The following is a 22,295-nucleotide window of genomic DNA, read 5'->3' as shown; positions in this document are numbered from 1 at the left end:
AATTATTCGCTCGGAGCGAATAATTCGCTCTGAGGCGGGCACTTGCGATGGGGAACCCACCAGAGGCCAGTGGGGCTGGTGGAGCCAATGGGATTGCTGATTCAGCGCTCCTGCGGAAGAAGCGTTCGGGTGCCGTCGGCGCCCCGCCGGGTGATCTTTCGAGCGTCGAGGTGTTCGAGCAGCGGCACCGCGACCCGCCGGGTGGTGTTCAGCGCGCGCTTGGCCTCGGCGACGGCGAACGGTTGCGGAAGCGTCGCGAGGATTTTGGCGGCGCGGTCGGCGGCATCGGGGCCGAGGACCACGCCGTCGGCGATCCTGATGAGCCGTCCGGCGCGGATCGCCGCCGCGAGTTCGCGCGGTCCCAGGTTCAGGTCGGCGAGTTCGTCGGCCTCCGGTGCTCGAAACGGCTCGGCCGCCAACCACTCCTCCACCGTGCGCACCGCCTTGTCGACGCGTGCGGGCAACTCGGCGTCCGGGCGTCGCACCGCCCCGTCGGCCACCCGAAGCCCGGTGCCCTCCAACAGCGCGAGCAGCAGTTCGGCGGCGGGCAGACCGGCCTGCCGCCGTAGAGCTTCCAACGGCATTCCCGCCGCGATGTCGTGCCCGGCCGTCCAATCGTTGAGCGCCACGGTCATCTGGTGGCCACGCTGCGTCCACCAGTCGCTGTCGACCACCCACTCCCCGATGCGGGTGCCGTCGGCATCAAATCCCATGGCGCGCAACTCCGTTATCCGGGCACACGGTGGTGGACGCACATGTCCGGTGGCCAGTTCCTCACCGCGCTCGCGTGCCGCACCGCGACGGCGCAGTGCGGGTGGCCGCACGTCGAGCACCTCGACACCCGCGGCGATCCGATGCTCGCCGGGGTCACGCAACAACCCGATGTCGCCCACTCGCAGCGGCAGCGGACGCGTCAGCCGAAGCCGCGCACCCGCCGCGCCGAGCGGCCGCACGTGCACCGGGACGGCCGCCGACCCGATGTGCAGCACGAGCTGCCGATGTAATTCACCGGGTTGCCTTAGCAGAACGTCGATTTCGGCCGTGTCCAACCATGCGCCCGGGGTTCGGATGGTGTCGCCGCGACCGATGTGCCTGCGGTCGACACCGCGCACATTCACCGCGACCCGCGCGATGGCACCGACCTCTCGCCGATCCCGGCCGAGCGACTGCAGGCCCCGAATCGTCACCCGTCGTCCCGCGTGCTCGAGCTCGTCGCCGACACGCAATGTGCCCGCCGCCAGCGTCCCCGTCACCACGGTGCCCGCGCCGCGGACGGTGAACGACCGGTCCACCCACAGCCGCACGTCGGCATCGCGGTCGGGTGGGGGCAGCCTGTCGACAAGCGAAACCACCGCGGCGCGAACGGCTTCCAGGTCCGCGCCGAGCACCACCGGAACGTCGGGCAGCCGCTGGCTGACCTGCGCCAGAGCAGGCGCCGGGTCGGCGAGGTCGGACTTGCTGATCACCACGAGCAGATGCCGGACGCCGAGCGCCCGCAGCGCGTCGAGATGTTCGTCGGACTGGGGCATCCAGCCCTCCGTCGCGGCGACGACGAACATGATCGCGGGCACGGGGCCGACGCCGGCGAGCATGTTCGCGACGAACCGCTCGTGGCCGGGCACGTCGACGAACGCGACCTCACGCCCGTCGAGCGTGGTCCACGCGAAGCCCAGATCGATGGTCAGGCCGCGCCGCTGCTCCTCGGCCAGCCGATCGGGCCACATGCCGGTGAGGCGCTCGACGAGCGTGGACTTGCCGTGGTCGACGTGGCCCGCGGTCGCTACGACGTACACGCCAGCACCGCCTGGGCGAGCAGGCCGTCGTCGTCGGGTGCCACGGTGCGCAGGTCCAGCAGGCACCGACCGCCCTCCAGCCGTCCGACGACCGACGGTGTGCCGGTTCGCAGGGGGGCGGCGTAGGACTCCGGAAGGCTGATCGCGGCGCTGGGCAGCGCGACGTCGGGTGCGCCGCCACCGCCGACTGCGGCCGTGCAGTCGACGGCCTCGGCCCCCGGCAGCTGTGCGGCGAGTTTCTGTGCGCGGATCCGTAAGTCGGAGACGTCGGCGTCGAGCGCCTGCATGACCGGCGGGGGTGGGCCGACAAGTGTGGCCTCCAGCGCGGCGAGGGTCAGCTTGTCGACCCGCAGCGCCCGCGCCGCGGGGTGGCGGCGCAGCCTCTCGATCAGCTCCGCCGAGCCGAACAGCAGGCCGGCCTGGGGCCCGCCGAGCAGCTTGTCCCCGCTGGCGGTGACGACGTCGGCGCCGTCGCGCAGCATCGTGGTGGCGTCGGGCTCCTCGGGCAGCAGCGGGTGCGGGGTGAGCAGGCCCGAGCCGATGTCGGCGACGAGCGGAACGACTTTCTTCCCGTCGCTTCGCTCGCCCCGGACGAGTTCGGCGAGCTCGGGCACGCCGACCGTCGAGGTGAAGCCACTGACCGAGTAATTCGACGGGTGCACCTTGAGGATGAAACCCGTGTCGGGGCCCAGCGCGTCGGCGTAATCGCGCAGATGGGTGCGGTTGGTGGTGCCGACCTCGCGGATGCGCGAACCCGTCGACTCCATCAGTTCGGGCAGCCGGAAGCCGTCGCCGATCTCGATCAGCTCACCGCGGCTGACGACGATTTCCTGGCCCGGGGCCAGCGTCATCGCGGTGAGCAGCAGCGCGGCGGCGTTGTTGTTGACCACGTGCACGCCGCCGGCGGTCGGAACCGCACGGGCCAACGCGGCGAGCGCCCCGCGTCCGCGCCGGGCGCGGCGCCCGGTCTCCAGATCGAACTCCACGTCGGTGGCACCGCTCGCGGTGACGACCGCGTCAACCGCGGCCTTGGACAGCGGCGCCCGGCCCAGGTTCGTGTGCACGACGACCCCGGTGGCGTTGATGACCGGCCGCAGCGTGGCCGCGCTGGTCGGCAGCGATGCGACCGCGTCGTCGGCAACCCGCTCCGGCTCGATCTCACCGGCCCGCGCGCGTTGTTGGGCCTGTCCCACAACGGTTTTCACCAGCGTTCGACCGAGCACCCGCGAGGCCTCGGCCAGGCGCGGATCGGCGAGCAGCGCGTCGGTGCGCGGCACCCGTCGTCGGGGATCGGTCACCGTCGCCCCCGTGATTTGTGTGCACGTTGTTGCGGCCAGCGCACCAAAGCGCACCGAATTCGCATGAAGCCATCATGGCCCAACGGCGTCGATCGGGTACACCGGTGGTGTGTTGATGTCGGTGGGTCACGGCGCGCTCGACAGGTCGGCCCTCGCGCGGTTGCTGGGCGAGGCCGAGGTCGAGGCGCTCGTCGACATCCGCCGCTATCCGAACAGCAGGCACAACCCCGACGTCGAGAGGACCGCGATCACCGAGTGGGCCGGGAAAGCCGGATTGTCCTACCGCTGGGAACAGCGCCTGGGCGGGCGCCGAAGCCTGCCCGCGGGCTCCGAACCCGAGGATCCGTGGTGGCGGGTCAAGCAGTTCGCCGCCTACGCCGCGTACACGCGTACCGAGGACTTCCAGGACGCGTTGGCCGAGCTCATCGAGCAGTCGAAACAGGGGCGCACCGCGATGATGTGCAGCGAGTCGGTGTGGTGGCGTTGCCACCGGCGGATCGTCGCCGACGTGGCGGTGCTGCGGTTCTCGGTGCCGGTCGAACACCTGATGCACGACGGTCGGTTGGTGCCGCACGAGCCGTCCGAAGGGGCGCGGATCCGCGACGACGGCCTGGTGGTGTGGGACGGCTGATCACCGGAATGGGTGGCGGAGGCGGACGGGAATCGAACCCGCCAGCGACAGAATCTGCCGCTCAGCGATTTTGAAGACCGCGCCGGTCACCAGACCGGATACGCCTCCCTGACCCACGGCCCGATCATGCCAGGCAGCATGGAGGCTGTGACGGAGCAGATGACCTACCGACTGACCCAGTACGCGCACGGCGGTGGCTGCGCGTGCAAGATTCCACCCGGTGAACTCGAGGACGTCGTCCGTGGCCTGACCGGCGCCGCGCCGCGCGATCCGGTCGGCGAGCTGCTGGTGGGCCTCGACGACGGCGATGACGCGGCGGCGGTGCGCATCGACGGCGTCGGTTCAGGCGGTGGGCTGGCGCTGATCGCCACGACGGACTTCTTCACCCCGGTGGTCGACGACCCGTACGACTGGGGCCGGATCGCGGCCACCAACGCGCTGTCGGATGTGTACGCGATGGGCGGGCGTCCGGTCGTCGCGGTGAATCTGCTGGGCTGGCCGCGCGATGTGTTGCCGTTCGAGTTGGTCAGCGAGGTGTTGCGCGGCGGCCTGGATGTGTGTGGGACCGCGGGCTGCCACTTGGCGGGCGGGCACAGCGTCGACGATCCGGAACCGAAGTACGGGCTGGCCGTCACCGGTGTCGCCGATCCCAACCGGTTGCTGCGCAACGACGCAGGAAAACCCGGTGTGCCGTTGTCACTGACCAAGCCGCTGGGCGTCGGGGTGCTCAACAGCCGGCACAAGAACACCGGTGAGACGTTCCCGGAGGCGATCGCGGTGATGACCACGCTGAACGCCGACGCCGCGCGGGCCGCCGTCGACGCCGGCGCCGAATGCGCCACCGACATAACGGGTTTCGGATTGCTCGGCCACCTGCACAAGCTGGCCCGCGCCAGCGGCGTCACCGCGGTCATCGACAGCGCGGCGGTGCCCTACATCGACGGCGCGCGAGATGCGTTGGCGCAGGGCTTTGTCAGCGGCGGAACCCGGCGCAACCTGGACTGGGTGGCACCGCATGTCGATCTGTCCGCCGTCGACGAAGATGAGGCATTGCTGCTCGCCGATGCGCAGACGTCGGGTGGTCTGCTGATCGCCGGGGAGATTCCGGGCGCGCCCGTGATCGGCGAGCTGGTGCCTCGTGGCGAGCACACGATCGTCGTGCGCTGAAAGATCAGGCGTTGGCCGTCCAGGCCACGCTGTCGGACTGCGCGTCACGGATGACGGTGTCGGCGGCTTCGCTCCACTGCGCGCATTCGGGTGAGCCGTCGTAGGATCTGCCGGCCGCGCACCGCATGACCATCGCACCGAGCGCGGGCGTCGTCATATGCGGTATCACAAGAAGTTTCACCGAAGCCGAGCGTCCGGCGACGACCATCAGTCGATGCGCCCGGCGCGGGCCGGGACTCTTGGTCCTGGTGCTCGACAGGATCGAGTTGTAGTCAAGCGTGCCTTCGGTGGCCGCCCAGTTCACCCGGATGTCGATGATCTCGCCGAGCGTCTTGTGCAGGGTTTCGATCAGCTCGGGTAGTTCACCGGCGACCGATCCGGTGTGGGGCCACCACGCGCCGTCGATGTCGGAGCCGAGTTTGCGTGCGAGCACGAGGCGGACGGGTCGGGCCAGCCGCCGCGTCCCCGTGAGGCCGTTCATGCCGAGGGTGTGGACGGACCGCGTTCGGGGCGGTCGGAGAACACCGGATTGGTGACGGGTTCGGTGGAGTGGTCTTCGTTCGAGGTGAACTCGGGCTTCTGAGGGTGTGAGAACAGGTCGTTCGACTGCATGTAGCAAGTCCTTCGTTACGTTCCGCAGCGGCCGATGTCGACTGGCGCGCGGTATCAAGACGCAGATCCATCGTGTGGAAAAGACGGCTGCTGACCGGAGACGGCTATCTCCAGGTTACACGCCGGCTTGCGAGGGCCAACGGTCAGCGGGTCGCACCGTTGATCTGCGGCGTGGAGATCATGCCCTTCTCGACGCCCCACATCAGGGCGATGGTGCGGTACTCGCCGGTGGAGATCAGATGCGCCAATGCCTGACGCAGCGACTCCGCCAGCCCGGAGCCCTTGGCCACCGGCCAGCCGTAGGGCGCGGAGTTGAACACATCCCCGGCGGCCTCCAGCGCACCGCCCGAGGTCTTGATCGCGAATCCCGCGACCGGTGAGTCCGTGGCCATGACGTCGACCTCACCGTTGATCAGCGCCTTGGTGAGGTCGTCCTGCGTCACGTAGACGACTTCGTCGATGGGCGCCGAGCCGGCGGCCACGCACTCCTTGCTCTTCGCCGGAATCTCCTCGGTCTCCTGAAGGGTCGCGTACGCCACGCCGATACGGAGCCCGCATGCGTCGGCCGGACTGAACCCGGACCCGGTCCGCTGCGCCCACAGCGTGCCCGCCTGGAAGTAGGTGACGAAGTCGACCGCCTCCTCACGCTCTTTGGTGTCGGTGACCGATGACATGCCGACGTTGAAGTCGCCGGCCCGCACCGACGGCAGGATCGCCTCGAACGCGGTTTCGCGGTATTCGGGAACCAGGCCCAGGGTTCGGGCGACCGCATTCATCAGATCGACGTCGAAGCCGACGATCTGGCCGTCGGCGTCCTTGAATTCGTTTGGCGCATAAGGGGTGTTGACGCCGATGACGAGCTTGCCCGTCGACCGGATGTCCTCGGGCACCGTCGCCGCGATCGATGCCACCGCGCCGTCGGCGGCGGGCGGCGGGGCTGTGGTCTCTTCGATGCTGGCCGGTCGGGCGCTACCGTCTCCCCGCCACTGCAGTACGCCGAACGTGCCCAGCGCGGCGACCAGCACGACCGACGCCGCCACCGCCAACGCCCGGCGCGGCACGCGTCTGACGTTGGCCGGCGCCCGTCGCGCCTGGTGTCTGCCGCTGCCCGCGGTGCGCACCGGCGCGGTGAGCGCTCGGCGGGCGGCGTCGGCCAGGTCGCCGGCTTTCTGGTAGCGCTTGGCCGGCGTCTTGGCCATGCCTTTGGCGATGACCTCGTCGAAGGCCGCCAACCGCGGATCGACCGCCGACGGCTTCGGGACGTCCTTGTTCATGTGGCCGGCGATCTGCTGCTCGAGGCTGTCGGCGGGATACGGGCGAACGCCGGTCAGGCACTCATAGAGCACGCAGGCCAGTGCGTAGATGTCGGCGGTCTGATCGACCGGTTTGCCCTCGAAGCGTTCGGGGGCCATATAGGCCATCGTCCCGAGCGTGCTGCCCGCGGTGGTCAAGCCCTTCTCACCCGCGCTGCGGGCCAAGCCGAAGTCGATGAGGTACACGAATTGGCGTTCGGTGACCAAGATGTTCGACGGCTTGATGTCGCGGTGAATCAGGCCGCGGGCGTGCGCGGCGTCGAGCGCCGTCGCCACCTGTTCGACGATCTTGACCGCCAGCGTCGTATCGAGCGGGCGTTTACCGGCGTCCTTGAGGATGGCGCCCAGGTTGCGGCCCTCGATGAGGCGCATGTCGAGGTAGAGGCGGCCGTCGATCTCGCCGAATCCGTGGATCGGCACGACGTGCGGGTCGTTGAGCCCGGCGGCGGCCTGCGACTCGCGCCGGAAGCGCTGTTGGAAGACCTCGTCGGCGGCCATGGACGGCGGCAACACCTTCAGCGCGACGATGCGGTCGGTCTTGGTGTCGTAGGCGCGATAGACCTCGCCCATACCGCCGCGGCCGATCAACTCCTGCAGCTGGTAGTGCCCGAATGGTGTCGCGTCCACCGTCTCTATTAACCCCTCGACAGCGGCCAACCCCGCATCGTGTGTCGATTGAAGTTACATCATGTTTGCCAGGATCTCTTAATAATCTGCGCCGTTTATGGCCGGCGGCCTCGGGCCTGCCGCGGTGATGCTCCTGGCGGGCTGACGGGGTCCGGTGCGACAGGTTGCTGGCGAGGAGTGATGCCGGTCTTTCGCTTTCGGGTGAGCGTGCGAGAAGTGTTGCTTTTCGGCGGCGCGTCGTGTGCGGACGCGCGCGCTCGCGGAGGGGCGAAAAGAGGTTTGGATGGGCGGCCTCGGTCAATTCCCCTGACGTCCGAGGGAGGCACGATGCAGACGGTCCAACGCGGGTGGTGGCACTGGCGGATGATCCACGCCATCGGTCGAAATCCGCTCGTGCGGAGGACCGATCGCGTCGAGACCCTCGTGATGGTGGTGGCGGTGACGGCCTCGCTGATCGCCATACCGGTCGCCGGGGCCATGGCGACGGCCATCCACGAGGAACGCGGCCGCGCCTACGTTGCAGAAGCCCAGCACCGCTACCCGGTCACCGCTACGGTCACCGCCACGAGCGCGACGCTTCGAGGCACCGATGTCTCCGTCGTACAGGCGAATTGGCGGTTTGCCGGCGTTCAGCACACCGAGCGTTTCCGGTGGGACCGGCCAGTGAAAGCGGGGCAGACCATCGACGTCTCGGTCTATCCGGACGGTCGACGGACGCAGCCTCTGGACCCGTGGTGGCGCGCCGGGGTCGACGCATCCGTCGCGGCCATCTCGTTCTGGCTCGCGGTGACTGCGGTGGCGGCGATGTTCGTCCTCGTCGGCCGGCCGTGCCTGCGGCGGATGCGTTACGCGGCATGGGACCGCGAGATCGCCAGCCTCGCCGACGACGGCGGGACGGCGAACCGTCGCTCCTAACGTTGGCGCTCTCCGTCGCGGCACTCAAGCCGTCGCGGGCACTCGAGCCGTCGCGGGCACTCAATCGGCGCGGCACTCGAGCCGTTGCGGGCACTCAATCGGCGCGAGCGGCCGCCGTTGTACGGCCGAACGCGGCGTGTCGGTGCACAAACACGGTCGCTCGCGGGGGTTGGAGGTGAGCTCGCGGGGGTTGGAGGGGTCGCCCGCGGGGTTGGAGGTGAGTGCGCGCCGGGGTTGGAGGTTTGAGCTCTGCGGATGGTGGTAAAAGCACCGGCATGTTGACCAACCTGAAGAAGTTTTCACCGCTCTTCGTGGCCGGCGCGGCTGCTGCTGCGATTGCGGCCGCACCTGCAGGCTTTGCTTCGCCGTCGTTCCTCCCGACCGGTGGCCCCTCGGGCTGCGTCGACCCCGCGGGCACGGGCTGCGCGGTCGCGCCTGCCCCTGCCCCGGCGCCCGCTCCCGCTCCCGCGCCGGGTGTGTGGACACCGCCGCCGCCTCCGGGCGCTCCGGCCGCGGCCGGTGCTGTTCCCGGCGGACCGGCCGGTGTGGCCGGACCCGAAGGTGCCGCGGGCGCTATCCCCGGCGGCCCCGCGGGCGCGGCCGGACCGCAAGGCGCGACGGGCGCCATCCCCGGCGGCCCAGGTGGCACAGCCGGACCCGAAGGTGCGGCGGGCGCTATCCCCGGCGGACCGTCCGGTGTCGCCGGACCACAAGGCGCCGCCGGGTGCATTCCCGGAGTCGGTTGCGGCAGCGTGCCCGCCACCGACATCCCCTGATCAGTTCTGCGTCGCGGGTGACGTGTCGGCGGTGGCGGATCTTGATGCAGCTTGCTCCGCCGCCGTCGACGCGTCAATCTTTTTCGCCAACACCGTGATTCGCGCACCGCGATGCGGTGTCATGATCACGTGCTTGAGCTTCTGCCGCTCGCCTGCAGAGGTGGTCGTCGCCAGCTCGACGCGCCGCAGCACTTCACGGAGCACCACGCGCATCTCCACCATCGCGAATCCCGCACCGAGACAACGGCGATTGCCGCCGCCGAACGGCAACCACGTCGTCGGGCTCAGCGTCGCGCCGACCATGCGATCCGGATCGAACCGGTCAGGCTCGGGATAGATAGCGGCATCGTCGTGCACCAGCGTGATGCTCGGAACCACCATCACCCCCGCGGGTAGTCGATAGCCGGCGATCTCAACCGGCTCGGTGAGGATTCGGCCGACATCGGGAACGACCGGGCGGATCCGCAGCGTCTCCTTGGCGATCGCGTCCAGATACTCGTCGTCACCGGATTCCGCCGCCCGCACAGCCTTTGACAACACATCCGGATTGCGGGTCAACCGCTCCAGCGCCCAGGACAACCCTGTCGCGGTGGTGTCATGCCCGGCCACCAGCAGCGTGATCAGTTGATCGCGCAACTCTCGATCGCTCATCCCGGCGCCGTCGTCGACCCCCGCACGTACCAGCATCGCCAGTGCATCGGTGCGCTCGGCGAGGTCCGGATCGGCGCGACGGTCCGCGATCTCGGCATACAAGAGTTGGTCGGCGCGATCCATGTTGCGGCGCAACCGTTGCCAGAGTCGATGTCTCAACAGCTTGGGTTTGGCGATCGCCACCGACGCCCACGGCCCGACGTTCAGCAGTTGCGGCATCACCTCGCGCAGCGCCGCCAGTCGTTGCGGGTCGCTGGCGCCGATCACGGTCCGCAGGATCACCTCGAGGGTGATCTCCGACATCTTCGGCGCCACCGAGAACGGCCTGCCGACCGGCCAGCCGGCGATGTTCTCCGCCGCGATCTCGGCCATCACGTCGGCTTGACGCGCCACCGCGTCACGGTGGAACGGCGCCATCATCAGTCGGCGGCGCTCGCGGTGCACCTCGTCGTCGACAACGAGCACCGAGCTGTCCCCCAAGAGTCCCGCCAGCATCGAATTCGCTTCGCCGGCATGGTAAATCCGCGGGTCTCCGGCGAACACCGTCTTGATGTCGGCGGGATCGGAGAGATAGACCATCGAGCCCACCATGGAATTGGTCAACGTGAACACGTTGCCGTAGCGGCGTTGGCAAATCGACACGATCTGCGGCCACCACCGCATCATCAGCAACAGCAGTGCGAACGACGGGAGCCGAGGACCCGGCGGCAGCGCCGTCGTCGTTGTTATACTCATGCCTAATAGAGTACGAGCGGGACGCGCGATATGGAACAGCCGACCGCCAACCGTTCGGTCGAACGCCACGCATAACACCGCCTACACCGGGTAGCCCGATCGTGAACCCAACGGAAGGAGCCCCATGCGCGCCGCCGTGCTCGAAGCGCCCGGCAAGACACCGACGGTCAGGGAATTCGACGAACCCGACGGCCCCGAGACCGAAGTCGTCGACGTTCGCCTCGCCGGCTGCAATCCGGTCGACCTGGCCCTCGCATCCGGCGCGATGGGCGAACCCGTGACGCCTTCGGTTGTGGGCAAAGAAGGTATCGGCACCACCACCGACGGTCACCGCGTGTATTTCGACTCGCCACCTGAACCGTTCGGGTCGTGGGCCCAGCGGTGCCGCGTCGATCCCGCGCTGACGTTTCCCATCCCCGACGCTCTCGACGACGACCTCGCCGTGGCGCTCGGGATAGCGGGACTGGCCGCCTGGCTGCCGCTGACCCGGCACGCCGACGTGTCCGACGGCAAGTCCGTGCTGGTGCTCGGCGCCACCGGCGTGGTGGGCCGCATCGCGGTGCAGGCCGCCAAGCTGCTCGGCGCGAAGCATGTCGTTGGCGCCGGTCGCAACCCAGACGCACTGGAGGAGGTGCGTGAACTCGGCGCCGACGCGGTGGTCCGACTCGGACAGGATGACGACCCCGAGGCGCTGATGAACGAATCCGGCGACGGCTACGACGTCGTCATCGACATGGTGTACGGCGATCCGTTCCTTGCCGCGCTCGACGCGTCCACCGTCGGGGCGACACTGATCACGGTCGGGCAGGGCGCGGGAGCGACCGCCGCCGCCCCCTTTGCCAAGCTGATGGGCCGCACCCACATCGGGCACAACAACAACCTGATGGGTGCCGACGTGATGCGCGCGGGATACGACGAACTCACCGGGCACGCCGCGGCCGGGCGCATCCGCGTCGACACCGAGCGCTACCCCCTCGACGAGGCTCCGCGCGCATGGCAGGCACAGGCCGACAGCCCCCACACCAAGATCGCGATCCAAATCTCATGAGCGCCTATCCCGACTTCGACACCATGCCGATCGGCAAGCAGTGGCGTGCCGGCTCGTCCGGCGAGACCCGGCAGGACACCGACCCCTACACCGGCGATGTGCTGACCGAGATCCCCCAGGCCGACGCCGACGATCTCGATCAGGCGTACGCGATCGCCGAAGAAGCGCAACGGGATTGGGCGGCGCAACCGCCCATGGCCCGCGCTCAGGTGATGCGCGACGCCGCAGACGTGATGGGCGCCCGCAAGGACGAGATCACCGGCTGGTTGGTCCGCGAGACCGGCGGCACCCTCGCCAAGGCCGAACTCGAATGGAGCCTGGTGCGCTCGGTGCTGTGGGAGGCCGCGTCGATGCCCCACCACGTCGAGGGCAAGATCATGCCCTCGGACATCCCCGGCAAGGAGAGCCGCATCTACCGCGAGCCCGTCGGCGTCGTGGCGGTGATCTCGCCGTGGAACTTCCCGATGCAGCTGTCGAACCGCTCGGTGGCGCCCGCGCTCGCCGTCGGCAACGCGGTGGTGCTCAAACCCGCGGGCGACACCCCGGTGACCGGCGGGCTGCTGCTCGCGCGGATCTTCGAGGAGGCCGGGCTGCCGCCGGGCCTGTTGTCCGTGGTCATCGGTTCGGGCTCGGAGATCGGTGACGCGATCGTGGCGCACCCGACCCCGCGCGTCGTCTCGTTCACCGGCTCCACACCCGTCGGCGAAGGCATCGCGGCCAAGGCCGGGATCAAGCGCACCGCGCTCGAACTCGGCGGCAATGGTCCCATCGTCGTGCTCGACGACGCCGATCTCGACCTCGCCGTGCGGGCCGCGGTGTTCGGCTCCTTCTTCCATCAAGGCCAGATCTGCATGATCGGCAACCGGACGATCGTCGACGCCCGCGTGTTCGACGAGTTTCTCGACCGTTTCGTCGACCGGACCAAACAGCTGCGCGTCGGCGATCCGCGCGATCCACAGACCGACCTCGGCCCGATCATCAACAGCTCACAGGTCGAGTCGATCCAGGACAAGCTCGATCGCGCCCGCGGCGACGGCGCCTCCCTGCTGACCGGCGGCGATCCCTTCGGCCCGACCGGCCAGTGCCTGCCACCGCACATCCTCACCGGCTCCAACGACGTGGCGACCGCCCGCGAGGAGGTCTTCGGGCCGGTGATGACGGTGGTCCGGGCCGATGGCGACGAGGAAGCGCTTCGGCTGGCCAACGCCACCGAATACGGGCTGTCGTCGGCGGTCTTCAGCCGCGACGTCGAACGCGCGGTGCGCTTCGCCCGTCGTATCGACACCGGGATGACCCACGTCAACGACGCGCCGGTCAACGACGACGCCAACACGGCGTTCGGCGGGGAGAAGGCATCCGGGATCGGTCGCTTCGGCGGCCAGTGGGCCGTCGACGAATTCACCACCGAGCACTGGATCTCCGTGCAGCACGAGCCGAGGCAGTACGCGATCTGACTTCGCGGTCCCGGTCGGCCAATGAGCCGCTTTCCACGGGTCAGCGGCTAAGTTGACGGCGGGTCGCTACCGACGTGGCCCCCGACCGGAGAAGATCGTTGATACATGCGCGTTGACGGACGGGATATCGCCGTCTCCGGCAGCCTGCTGCAGCCTTTGACGAGGCGGACCAACGACATCGTCCGCGTCGTGCTGGCCGCCTTGCTCCTCGCGGTCGTCATCACCGGCTCGCTGATCACCCGCAACGAGTGGGTGGCGCTGGAACGCTCGATCTCCGAGATCGTCGCGGTTCTGACGCCGACCCAGGCCAACCTGGTCTATCTCGTCTACGGCATCGCGATCGTCGCGCTGCCGTTCGTCATCCTGGTCAGCCTGATCCTGTCACGGCAGTGGAAGCTGCTCGGCGCCTATGCGGCCGCGGCCGTCATCGCCGGCTCCGCCTTGTCGATCAGCGGCCTGGGGCTGACGGCGCCGCGCTGGCACTTCGACCTGTCCGGGCGCCTCGACACGTTCGCCTCCCAATTCGTCGACGACCCGCGCTGGATCGCGATGCTCGCCGCGGTGCTCACCGTCTCCGGGCCCTGGCTGCCTGCCCGATGGCGGCGCTGGTGGTGGACGCTTTTGCTGGCGTTCGTGCCGATTCACCTGGTGGTCAGCGCGGTGGTGCCGGCCCGCTCGCTCATGGGGCTGGCCGCCGGGTGGTTCGTCGGGGCCCTGGTGGTGCTGGTCGTCGGGACCCCGGGGCTGGAGGTGCCCCTCGATGGAGCGGTGCGGGCGATGGCACGGCGCGGTTGCGTCGTCACCGGCCTGCAGGTGGTGCGCCCCGCCGGCGCCGGACCGCTCGTGCTCACCGCCACCTGCCAAGACCAGCAGGCCGCCGCGGTGATGGAACTGTACGGACCGCACCAGCGCGGCGGCGGCGTGCTGCTGCAGCTGTGGCGCAAAGTGCGGTTGCGCGACCGGGAGACCGCGCCGCTGCACGCGTCGATGCGACGCCTCGTCGAGCACCGCGCGTTGATGGCCATCGCGATCGGCGAGCTCAAGATCGCCAACGCCTCGACGATCGCCGTCGCCGCGCTGGACCGGGGCTGGACGCTGTACGCCCACACCCCGCCCCGCGGAATCCCGATCAGCGAGTGCACCGACTCGATACCCGTCGGCCGGGTGTGGGAGTCGCTGCGCGACCTGCACGACTGCCAGATCTCGCATGGCGACCTGCGGAGCAGCGAGATCACCGTCGACGGTGATGCGGTGCTGTTCGGCGGATTCGACAACGCCGAGTACGGCGCCACCGACGCCCAGTTGCGCAGCGACATCGCCCAGCTTCTGGTGACGACGACGCATCTCTACGACGCGGGTTCAGCGGTGCGGGCTGCGATCGACGCGTTCGGCAACGAGGCGGTGCTGACCGCGTCGCGGCGGTTGACCATGGCCGCGATGCCGATGCGCATCCGCAACTCGGTGACCGACGCCAAGGCCGTCATCTCCACCGTGCGCGACGAGGTGAAGCGTCAGACCCGCGTGGACGAGATCCGCACCGAGACCGTCACGCGCTTCACCCGCAGCCAGGTGATCCAGCTGGTACTGCTGGCCGCGCTGGTCTACGTCGCATATCCGTTCCTGTCCTCGGTGCCGACGTTCGTCACCGAACTGCGCACCGCGAACTGGTGGTGGGCACTACTCGGGCTGGCCGCCACGAGCCTGACGTATCTCGGTGCCGCGGCGGCACTTTGGGCGTGCGCCGATGGGCTGGTCAGCCTGTGGGGGCTCATCGTCATGCAGGTGGCCAACAAGTTCGCCGCCACCACGACGCCCGCGGGAGTGGGCGGGCTGGCGCTGTCCGCGCGGTATCTGCAGAAGGGCGGTGTGAGCCCGATGCGCGCCACCACCGCGGTGGCGCTGCAGCAGTCGGTCCAGGTCATCACCCACCTGGGGTTGCTCATCTTCTTCTCCACGGCGGCCGGCGTATCGGCGGACCTGTCGCGATTCGTTCCCAACGTGACGCTGCTGTACCTGATCGGCGGGGTGCTGCTCGGCCTGGTCGGGACGTTTCTGTTGGTGCCGAAGCTGCGACGGTGGCTGTCGACGGCGGTGCGGCCGCGGCTGGAGGAGATGGTCGGTCACCTCATCGCACTGGCTCGTGAACCCCGTCGCTTGGCGATCATCATGGCCGGTTGTGCGGCGACGACGCTGGGCAACGCGTTCGCACTGTGGGCGGCGATCGAGGCCTTCGGCGGTGACACGTCGTTCATCACCGTCACCGTGGTGACGATGGTCGGCGGGACCCTGGCCTCGGCCGCACCGACGCCGGGCGGGATCGGGGCGGTCGAGGCGGCGCTGATCGGCGGGCTGGCGGCGTTCGGCATGCCCGCCGCGGTCGCCGTGCCCTCGGTTCTGCTCTATCGGGTGGTGACGATCTGGCTGCCGGTGTTCGTCGGTTGGCAGGTGATGCGCTGGATGACGCGGACCTCGAAAATCTAGCCGCGATGTCGTGTGCCGCCCATCACCACCTCAATGGTCGGAGGTACTGTTTCACCATCGTGTCGAAGAAAACTGCGCGATAGTCGAATATTCGTCCCTCGATCAGTTTCTAAGGGTGGACCGTGGTGGGAACCTCAGATACACAGCAGAGCTCGACAGACCAGGCGCAGTCGAAGTGGCTGTCCAAATCCGCATCGCAGACCCGCGGGTCGGACAAGAAGGAAGTCCAGTTCCACTACGACATCTCCAATGAGTTCTTCAAGCTCTGGCAGGACCCGTCGCAGACCTACAGCTGCGCCTACTTCGAGAAGGACGACTACACGCTGGAGCAGGCGCAGCTCGCGAAGGTCGACCTGTCACTGGGCAAGCTGGGCCTGCAGCCCGGAATGACGCTGCTCGACATCGGCTGCGGTTGGGGTTCGACGATCCAGCGGGCCGTGGAGAAGTACGACGTCAACGTCATCGGCCTCACGCTGAGCGAGAACCAGAAGCGCCACATCGAGGAGAACCGGTTCGCCAACATCAAGAGCGACCGGAAGATGGAAGTCCGGCTGCAGCCGTGGGAGGAATTCGAGGGCCAGGTCGACCGGATCGTCTCGATCGGCGCATTCGAGCACTTCGGCTTCAACAAGTACGACGACTACTTCAAGAAGACCTTCAACTGGATGCCCGACGACGGCGTGATGATGCTACACACGATCATCATTCCCGAGGACGAGGAGATCAAGGCAAAAGGCCTGCCGCTGACGATGTCGCGAGTGAGATTCATCAAGTTCATCATGGACGAGATCTATCCCGGCGGACGTTTGCCACTGGCCTCGATGGTGCGCGAGCACGCAAACAAGGCCGGCTACACGGTCACCCGTGAGCAGCACCTGCAATCGCACTACGTCAAGACGCTCGATACCTGGGCAGCAAACCTGGAGGCAAAGAAGGACGAGGCCATCGAGATCACCTCCGAGGAGATCTACGAGCGCTTCCGCAAATACCTGACCGGCTGTGCCGACCTTTTCCGGGACGGCTACACCGACGTCGCTCAGTTCACGTGCGAGAAGGCGGCTGCTTAGCCGGTTGAGGAAAAGTGCGATATAAAGCTTGGTCGTTACGGGGTCGTCGGGGTCGCGTAGCCGCATAGGAGGCCAAAGGAATATGTCGGATAGTTCGGGGACGACGATGAAGGTGGCGTACGAGGACGTTCAAGCCCACTACGACCTCTCGAACGACTTCTTCGGCCTGTTTCAGGATCCGACGCGGACCTACAGCTGTGCGTTCTACGAGCGTGACGACATGTCCCTCGAGGAGGCCCAGTACGCCAAGATCGACCGGGCGCTGCGCAAGCTCGACCTGCAACCCGGGATGACGCTGCTCGACGTCGGCTGCGGCTGGGCTTCGGTGATGAAGCGCGCGATCGAGACCTATGACGTCAACGTGGTCGGGCTGACACTGAGCCGCAACCAGCACGCGCTCGGTCAGCAGATCCTCGATGCTGTCGACACGGAACGCTCCCGGCGGGTGCTGCTCAAGGGCTGGGAGGAGTTCGACGAGCCGGTCGACCGCATCGTGTCCATCGAGGCGTTCGAGGCGTGGCCCAAGACGAAGTACAAGGCGTTCTTCGACACCTGCCACCGCGTCATGCCCGCCGACGGCCGGATGGTGCTGCAGACGATCATGGGCCACCCGCTCAAGCGCTGGCCCGAGTTGGGGATCCCGATCGTGATGTCGGACCTGAAGTTCATGCGGTTCATCGCCAAGGAGATCTTCCCCGGTGGCGCCGTGCCGTGCGACGAGGACGTCTACGAGTTCGCGGGGAATGCCGGCTTCACCGTCGCCGAGTTCGACGACATGACCCCGCACTACGTCCGCACCCTCGACACGTGGGCCGAGAAGCTGGAGGCCGCCAAGGATCAGGCGATCGCGGCGACGTCGCAGGAGGTCTACGACCGCTACATGAAGTACCTGCGCGGCTGCTCGGACTTCTTCTCGCGCAACGTCAGCTACGTCGGACAGTTCACGCTGACCAAATAGCCGCTAGTAGGCGCCGAAAACCAACGAGACGTTGTAGCCGCCGAGCCCGAACGAGTTAGTGACCGCGTAGCGGTAGTCGCCGCGGCGCGGGCTCTCGGCGACCACGTCGAGGTCGATCTGCGGGTCGAGGTCCTTGAGGTTGAGCGTGGGCGGAACGACCCCGTCGCGCAGCGCCTGAGCCGTCAACACGGCCTCGATCGCCCCGGCGGACCCCAGGGAATGCCCCAACGCCGCCTTCGGCGCGTACACCGCGGGCGAATGGTCGCCCAGCGCGTTGCGGATGGCCCTGGCCTCTGCCAGATCCCCGTGCACGGTCCCGGTGGCGTGCGCGTTGATGTGGTCGATGTCGGTGGCCGTCAGGCCGGCCAGTTCGATCGCCCGGGTGATCGCGTCGCTTGCGCGCTCACCGTGGGGATCGGGCTCGGTGAAGTCATAGGCGTCCGAGGTCATGGCCGCGCCCATCAGCCGGGCCAGCGGTTTCGCACCGCGCGCCTTGGCGTGCTCCTCGGTTTCGATGATCATCAACGCGCCGCCCTCGCCGAACACCATGCCGTCGCGGTCCTTGTCGAAGGGTCGGCAGGCGCCTGCGGGGTCGTCGTTGCTGGTCGACAGCAGCCCCTGCAGGCTGAACGCCGCGATCGGCACCGCCTCGATGTGGGTCTCCACCCCGCCGCAAATCACCATGTCGGCCTCGCCGAGGATGAGGTGTCGCCAGCCCTGCGCGATGGCCGCGGCACCCGAGGCGTCGGCCATCACCGGCGAGATGATGCCCGCCTTCGCTTTCCTGTCCAGTCCCACCGCGGCGGCCGCCCCATTGGGCATGTACATCTGGATGGTCAGCGGCGACACGGCGCGCAGGCCCTTCTGCCGCCAAAGATCGTGCTGGAGCGGGATCTCCTCGGTGCTGCCGAGCGCAAGCCCGACCGACACCGCCAGCCTGCGGGTGTCGACGTCGGGATTGCCCGCGATCTCCCAGAGCCTGCGGCTCAGCACGGTGGACATCTTCTGCATGTATGACGTCCGGCGCCGTTCGACCCGGTCCAGGTGCTCGTCGAGATCCTCGAGGATCGCGCCCCCGATACGGACCGGGGAGTCGAACTCGTCGACGAACCACTTGTCCAGCGCCCGGATGCCGCTTCGACCCTGCTGTAGCAGCTGCCAGGTCTCTTCGGCGTCGGTGGCCAACGCTGTCGTCGAGGCGACAGCGGTCACGACGATGTCGGGAAATCCGTCGCCAGTCCTGAGCGCGGCCATGCCGGATGCTCCTCGTTGTTCGAATACGTTCGGGTAATACTGAATATTAAGACCCTCCAAAACGATGGACGACTTGTGTCTGAACTCAATGTGCTCGGCGAGCCGCTCCAGCCGTGCAGTTCTGACCCGATGACCGGCTTCTACCGGGACGGGTGCTGCTCGACCGGGCCCGAGGATCTGGGGAGCCATACCATCTGCGCGGTGGTGACTGCGGAATTCCTCGGGCACCAGCGGTCCATCGGCAACGACCTGTCCACCCCGCGACCGGAGTACCGCTTTCCCGGTCTGCGGCCGGGCGACCGCTGGTGCGTCACCGCGGTGAACTGGTTGAAGGCCTACCAGGACGGCTTCGCCGCGCCGGTGGTGCTGGCGTCGACACATGAACGCACGCTCGAGGTCATCTCGCTCGAAGCCCTGCGCGAACACGCGGTCGACGTGCCCGACGATCTCGGATCTCTCTAGCCACTTCGTGCGGCGATCCGGTCAACGGGACCGCTCGACTCACGCTCGTCGGTACGGCGCGCGATTCGCGGGGAATTCCACTGCTCCCCGTTGGGCCGGATTCTTGATGGGCACGTTGACGGGTTCGTCACCGACCGTCAACGCCTGCCCGTAGTGGGTGAGTTGAACCGGGTCACCCGATTGGAGTCGGTACGTGACTTCAGAAGCGGTCATCTGCACCGACAGGCAACTGCCGCGCCAGAGAATTGTGAACTTCATGCGATTCAGCGCGTTCGGAAGTGCGGGCGCAAAGGTCAACTCCCTACCGCGACAACGCATTCCACCGAACCCGGCCACGCAGACCAGCCATGTTCCGGCGAGCGCGGCGATATGCAGACCGCTGGAGACATTGCCGTGCAGATTGTGCAGATCGATGAATGCGGTTTCGACGAGGTAATCGTAGGCGAGCTGCAGGTAGCCGACCTCTGCGGCGATCACCCCCTGCGCGGAAGCCGACAAGGACGAGTCACGGACGGTCAGCGCTTCGTAGTACTCGAAGTTGCGGAGCTTCTCCTCCTCGGTGAAGGCGTCACCCCGCAGATACATCGCCAGCGTGAGGTCCGCCTGCTTGATCACCTGAGTGCGATACAGCTCGAAGTACGGATAGTGCAGCAGAAGTGGATAGTCGGTGGCAGACGTCGCGGCATAGTCCCACAGCGCCATCCGGGTGAAGCTTTCCGACTGCTCGTGCACTCCCAGATCGGGATTGAACGGCACCACCATGTTGGACGCCGCGACCCGCCATTGGGCGGTTTCTTCGGCACTGACCTCGAGACTGCGAGCGACCGCCGGGCACCGCTCACACGCATCGGCGGCTTCGGTCAGATTGTGCTGCGCCATGAGGTTGGTGAACAGGTTGTTGTCGACCAGCGCCGTGTATTCGTCGGGTCCGGTGACGCCGTCGATGCGGAACTGCCCGGTGGAATCATGGTGCCCGAGGCTCACCCACAGGCGGGCGGTTTCGACGAGAAGTTCCATACCGCAATCGTTTTCGAACTGCTGATCTCCGGTCGCCGCGATGTATTGTGCCGTCGCGTAGGCGATGTCGGCCGTCACGTGGACCGCCGCCGTGCCTGCCGGCCAGTAGCCGGAACATTCTTCACCGTCGATCGTCCGCCACGGAAACATGGCTCCGCTGTGCGCGAGTTCATCAGCGCGCCGTTGAGCCTTCTCCAGTGTCGAATGCCGCCAGCGCAGAGCGGCCGCAGCCGCCTCCGGCATGGTGTGGGTCAGCACGGGCAGCACGTAGGTCTCGGTATCCCAGAACGCGTGCCCGCCGTAGCCGGTACCCGTCAGGCCCTTCGCCGATATGGGTCGACTCTCCCCTCGGGCGCCGGCCTGGAGCACTTGAAACAGCGCGAACCGAATCGCGTGTTGGAGTTCTGGATCCCCGTCGATCTCGATGTCTGCGTGGGACCAGAAGGAGTCGAGGTACTCGCGTTGCCGTCTGAGCAGGTTGTCCCATCCGGTCTGCTTCGCCGCCGCAAGCCCGGCGTCCACCTGCGCGCGCAATGGCGGCGTGGAGCGCCTGCTCGACCATCCGTACGCGAGGAACTTCGTCATCCGCAGCACCTGACCCTTGGGCAGGTCGACGGCAACGGTCATCCGCGCGAGGTCTTCTTCGGCCCGAATATCGCATGAACTTCCCGGGATGTCATCGAGCTGATGATCCATTCCGGCGGCCACACGTAATCCCGAGCGCCTGGTGTGATGAACCAGCACTGCCGACTTGTCGGTCGCCGCAGCGAAATTCGCAATCAGGGGTCGATCCAGTGCCGCCGCCAGCCGAGGGTCGTCACCAGGGGTCGCAACCGCCTCGTTGGCCAGCAGATCGGATTGCACGACCAGTTCCAACATCGAGTCCAACGGCTCGACCTCGTAGCGGATCGCGGCCACGGCGCGTTGGGCGAAGGAGACCAGCCGCTCCGACTTGACCCGTACGCACCGCCCTGTCTGGGAGGCCCATACGGTGTTGCGGCGCAGTGTGCCCGCGCGGAGATCCAGACTGTATTCGTGTTCGATCACTCTGCCGTAGCGCATGTCCATCGGCGAATCCTGAACGAACAGTTGAATGATCTTCCCGTCGGTCACATTCACGACGGTCTGGCCATCTTCGGGGTAGCCGTATCCGCCTTCGGCATAGGGCAATTCGTGATTCTCGTAGAACCCGTTCAAGTAGGTACCGGGGTACCCAGCGGCTCGCCCTCGTCGAGGGTTCCACGCAACCCGATGTGGCCGTTCGACAAGGCGAATATCGATTCGATGTCGGGCAACGAGTCGAGCTCAAAGCCGGACCACCGCAATTCCCAGGGAGAAACCCGAAGGTCGGCAGGGGTTGTCATGGCGCCATTATCGTCACCACCCGGCCGTCGCATGACCGGTTCGGGAGTCGATGCAGCTCCGAGGGCCCGGCGGCTCCCGCAATTCGCGGCGCGTTGACGTGATTGTCGGGATAATCGACACATCGTGCCTGACGCCGAACTGATCGACCCCGACACCACCGAAGCCGGATCCGAGACGATCGCCGGTCAGCGCCCCACAACCGGCACGAGCCAGACGATCACATGTCCGACGCCACGCTGAGCCTGGTGATCGTCGGCGTCGCGATCGCATTGTTCATCTGGAACCGGCTTCCGGTCGAGGTGGTCGCGATCGGTGTCGCGTTGACTTTGTACTTCACCGGACTGATCGACACGAGAACACTCTTCAGTGGGTTCGGCGACGCGGTGATCGTGTTCATCGCATCACTGTTCGTCGTCAGCGAGGGTCTGGAGGCGTCCGGGGTCACGGCCTGGGTCAGCGGGACGCTGGCCCGATTGGCGGGACGGGCTTACACCCGCTTGGTGAGCACCGTGTTGGCGCTGGGTGCACTGGTCAGCGCAATCATCACCGTCAACGGTGCCGCCGCGGCGTTGGTACCGGTCACTACCGCGGTGGCGCGCCGCGCCCAGATCCCACCGTCAAAGGTGTTGATCCCGTTGGCATTCGGCTGTAGCGCGGGAGCTGACGCTCGG

18 protein-coding genes, 1 tRNA gene and 2 pseudogenes are annotated in these 22,295 nt (G+C 67.6%); 11 read left to right on the top strand and 10 right to left on the bottom strand.

Annotated features, from left to right (window positions below):
- Nucleotides 1–101: 101 nt before the first annotated feature.
- Together RMCN_RS07740 and selA are read right to left on the bottom strand one after the other, a co-directional pair.
- Nucleotides 102–1,793: a selenocysteine-specific translation elongation factor gene (locus RMCN_RS07740; RefSeq protein WP_067388181.1), complete on the bottom strand. Its 1,692-nt coding sequence runs from the start codon at nucleotides 1,791–1,793 to the stop codon at nucleotides 102–104.
- The gene (gene selA, locus RMCN_RS07735) at nucleotides 1,781–3,091 is read right to left on the bottom strand and encodes an L-seryl-tRNA(Sec) selenium transferase (protein ID WP_067388332.1); all 1,311 of its coding nucleotides are present in this window, start codon (nucleotides 3,089–3,091) and stop codon (nucleotides 1,781–1,783) included. The genes RMCN_RS07740 and selA overlap by 13 nt, the downstream gene beginning before the upstream one ends.
- 109 nt (nucleotides 3,092–3,200) lie before the next feature.
- Between selA and RMCN_RS07730 the strand changes: the two genes are divergently transcribed.
- The gene (locus RMCN_RS07730; RefSeq protein WP_067388179.1) at nucleotides 3,201–3,722 is read left to right on the top strand and encodes a DUF488 domain-containing protein; all 522 of its coding nucleotides are present in this window, start codon (nucleotides 3,201–3,203) and stop codon (nucleotides 3,720–3,722) included.
- 13 nt (nucleotides 3,723–3,735) lie between these two features.
- Here RMCN_RS07730 and RMCN_RS07725 read toward each other — a convergent pair.
- Nucleotides 3,736–3,830: transfer RNA gene (locus RMCN_RS07725), tRNA-Sec, on the bottom strand.
- A 51-nt stretch (nucleotides 3,831–3,881) separates the two neighbouring features.
- Here RMCN_RS07725 and selD point away from each other — a divergent pair.
- The gene (gene selD / locus RMCN_RS07720; RefSeq protein WP_067388329.1) at nucleotides 3,882–4,889 is read left to right on the top strand and encodes a selenide, water dikinase SelD; all 1,008 of its coding nucleotides are present in this window, start codon (nucleotides 3,882–3,884) and stop codon (nucleotides 4,887–4,889) included.
- A 4-nt stretch (nucleotides 4,890–4,893) separates the two neighbouring features.
- Here selD and RMCN_RS07715 read toward each other — a convergent pair whose 3' ends face one another.
- The 3 genes from RMCN_RS07715 to stpK7 form a co-directional block, all read right to left on the bottom strand.
- Nucleotides 4,894–5,370, bottom strand: a complete 477-nt coding sequence (locus RMCN_RS07715) for a DUF5994 family protein (protein WP_064415642.1) — start codon at nucleotides 5,368–5,370, stop codon at nucleotides 4,894–4,896.
- Nucleotides 5,367–5,501, bottom strand: a complete 135-nt coding sequence (locus tag RMCN_RS31820; protein WP_263987696.1) for a hypothetical protein — start codon at nucleotides 5,499–5,501, stop codon at nucleotides 5,367–5,369. The genes RMCN_RS07715 and RMCN_RS31820 overlap by 4 nt, the downstream gene beginning before the upstream one ends.
- Nucleotides 5,502–5,644: 143 nt before the next feature.
- Nucleotides 5,645–7,441 carry a serine/threonine protein kinase StpK7 gene (gene stpK7 / locus RMCN_RS07710; RefSeq protein WP_067388177.1) on the bottom strand — a complete coding sequence of 599 codons (1,797 nt, stop codon included), beginning with the start codon at nucleotides 7,439–7,441 and terminating at the stop codon, nucleotides 5,645–5,647.
- A 327-nt stretch (nucleotides 7,442–7,768) separates the two neighbouring features.
- Here stpK7 and RMCN_RS07705 point away from each other — a divergent pair, with 327 nt between their 5' ends.
- Nucleotides 7,769–8,356: an Rv1733c family protein gene (locus RMCN_RS07705; RefSeq protein WP_067388175.1), complete on the top strand. Its 588-nt coding sequence runs from the start codon at nucleotides 7,769–7,771 to the stop codon at nucleotides 8,354–8,356.
- Between the two features lie 275 nt (nucleotides 8,357–8,631).
- Entirely contained in the window at nucleotides 8,632–9,132 is a 501-nt protein-coding gene (locus tag RMCN_RS07700) for a hypothetical protein (protein WP_084377243.1), read from the top strand.
- Here the strand turns inward: RMCN_RS07700 and RMCN_RS07695 are convergent, their stop codons facing one another.
- Nucleotides 9,133–10,518, bottom strand: coding sequence for a cytochrome P450 (locus tag RMCN_RS07695; protein ID WP_067388173.1), 1,386 nt, complete (start codon nucleotides 10,516–10,518; stop codon nucleotides 9,133–9,135).
- Nucleotides 10,519–10,642: 124 nt separating this feature from the next.
- On the opposite strand from RMCN_RS07695, the gene RMCN_RS07690 reads away from it, so the two are divergent.
- The 5 genes from RMCN_RS07690 (at nucleotide 10,643) to RMCN_RS07670 (ending at nucleotide 17,526) form a co-directional block, all read left to right on the top strand.
- Entirely contained in the window at nucleotides 10,643–11,566 is a 924-nt protein-coding gene (locus RMCN_RS07690) for a quinone oxidoreductase family protein (protein ID WP_067388171.1), read from the top strand.
- Nucleotides 11,563–13,020, top strand: a complete 1,458-nt coding sequence (locus RMCN_RS07685; RefSeq protein ID WP_064414103.1) for an aldehyde dehydrogenase family protein — start codon at nucleotides 11,563–11,565, stop codon at nucleotides 13,018–13,020. The genes RMCN_RS07690 and RMCN_RS07685 overlap by 4 nt, the downstream gene beginning before the upstream one ends.
- Before the next feature lie 105 nt (nucleotides 13,021–13,125).
- Complete coding sequence (locus tag RMCN_RS07680; protein WP_064414102.1) at nucleotides 13,126–15,501, top strand: lysylphosphatidylglycerol synthase transmembrane domain-containing protein; 2,376 nt, start codon at nucleotides 13,126–13,128, stop codon at nucleotides 15,499–15,501.
- Between the two features lie 122 nt (nucleotides 15,502–15,623).
- Complete coding sequence (locus RMCN_RS07675; protein WP_067388169.1) at nucleotides 15,624–16,568, top strand: cyclopropane mycolic acid synthase family methyltransferase; 945 nt, start codon at nucleotides 15,624–15,626, stop codon at nucleotides 16,566–16,568.
- Nucleotides 16,569–16,650: 82 nt separating this feature from the next.
- Nucleotides 16,651–17,526 (top strand): cyclopropane mycolic acid synthase family methyltransferase, encoded by an 876-nt coding sequence (locus RMCN_RS07670; protein WP_165604422.1) that lies wholly within the window; start codon nucleotides 16,651–16,653, stop codon nucleotides 17,524–17,526.
- Nucleotides 17,527–17,529: 3 nt separating this feature from the next.
- Here the strand turns inward: RMCN_RS07670 and RMCN_RS07665 are convergent, their stop codons facing one another.
- Nucleotides 17,530–18,780 (bottom strand): KasA/KasB family beta-ketoacyl-ACP synthase, encoded by a 1,251-nt coding sequence (locus RMCN_RS07665; protein WP_064414099.1) that lies wholly within the window; start codon nucleotides 18,778–18,780, stop codon nucleotides 17,530–17,532.
- A 75-nt stretch (nucleotides 18,781–18,855) separates the two neighbouring features.
- Here RMCN_RS07665 and RMCN_RS07660 point away from each other — a divergent pair, with 75 nt between their 5' ends.
- The gene (locus RMCN_RS07660; RefSeq protein WP_067388165.1) at nucleotides 18,856–19,242 is read left to right on the top strand and encodes a DUF2237 family protein; all 387 of its coding nucleotides are present in this window, start codon (nucleotides 18,856–18,858) and stop codon (nucleotides 19,240–19,242) included.
- 39 nt (nucleotides 19,243–19,281) lie between these two features.
- On the opposite strand, the pseudogene RMCN_RS07655 reads toward RMCN_RS07660, so the two are convergent.
- Nucleotides 19,282–21,623 (bottom strand): annotated as a pseudogene (locus RMCN_RS07655) (glycoside hydrolase family 65 protein).
- 218 nt (nucleotides 21,624–21,841) lie between these two features.
- On the bottom strand, nucleotides 21,842–22,021 hold the full coding sequence (locus RMCN_RS31985; protein ID WP_308206399.1) for a hypothetical protein: 180 nt from the start codon (nucleotides 22,019–22,021) through the stop codon (nucleotides 21,842–21,844).
- Here RMCN_RS31985 and RMCN_RS31400 point away from each other — a divergent pair.
- Nucleotides 21,945–22,223, top strand: a pseudogene (locus RMCN_RS31400) (SLC13 family permease); the annotation flags it as partial. The gene RMCN_RS31985 and the pseudogene RMCN_RS31400 sit on opposite strands and share 77 nt — an antisense overlap.
- Between the last annotated feature and the right edge of the window lie 72 nt (nucleotides 22,224–22,295).

Origin of the sequence: Mycolicibacterium novocastrense (assembly GCF_001570485.1) — a bacterium.
Lineage (GTDB): Bacteria > Actinomycetota > Actinomycetes > Mycobacteriales > Mycobacteriaceae > Mycobacterium > Mycobacterium novocastrense.
The sequence above is the reverse complement of the archived record's forward strand: the minus strand, read 5'-3'. Positions and strand labels throughout refer to the sequence as shown.

Coding starts and splice junctions, on each gene's coding strand:
- RMCN_RS07690 (WP_067388171.1), top strand. CDS start 10,643: ATGCGCGCCGCCGTGCTCGAAGCGCCCGGCAAGACACCGACGGTCAGG.
- RMCN_RS07670 (WP_165604422.1), top strand. CDS start 16,651: ATGTCGGATAGTTCGGGGACGACGATGAAGGTGGCGTACGAGGACGTT.
- RMCN_RS07685 (WP_064414103.1), top strand. CDS start 11,563: ATGAGCGCCTATCCCGACTTCGACACCATGCCGATCGGCAAGCAGTGG.
- RMCN_RS31820 (WP_263987696.1), bottom strand. CDS start 5,501: ATGCAGTCGAACGACCTGTTCTCACACCCTCAGAAGCCCGAGTTCACC.
- RMCN_RS07705 (WP_067388175.1), top strand. CDS start 7,769: ATGCAGACGGTCCAACGCGGGTGGTGGCACTGGCGGATGATCCACGCC.
- selD (WP_067388329.1), top strand. CDS start 3,882: ATGACCTACCGACTGACCCAGTACGCGCACGGCGGTGGCTGCGCGTGC.
- RMCN_RS07665 (WP_064414099.1), bottom strand. CDS start 18,780: ATGGCCGCGCTCAGGACTGGCGACGGATTTCCCGACATCGTCGTGACC.
- RMCN_RS07715 (WP_064415642.1), bottom strand. CDS start 5,370: ATGAACGGCCTCACGGGGACGCGGCGGCTGGCCCGACCCGTCCGCCTC.
- RMCN_RS07680 (WP_064414102.1), top strand. CDS start 13,126: ATGCGCGTTGACGGACGGGATATCGCCGTCTCCGGCAGCCTGCTGCAG.
- RMCN_RS31985 (WP_308206399.1), bottom strand. CDS start 22,021: ATGAACACGATCACCGCGTCGCCGAACCCACTGAAGAGTGTTCTCGTG.
- RMCN_RS07700 (WP_084377243.1), top strand. CDS start 8,632: ATGTTGACCAACCTGAAGAAGTTTTCACCGCTCTTCGTGGCCGGCGCG.
- RMCN_RS07695 (WP_067388173.1), bottom strand. CDS start 10,518: ATGAGTATAACAACGACGACGGCGCTGCCGCCGGGTCCTCGGCTCCCG.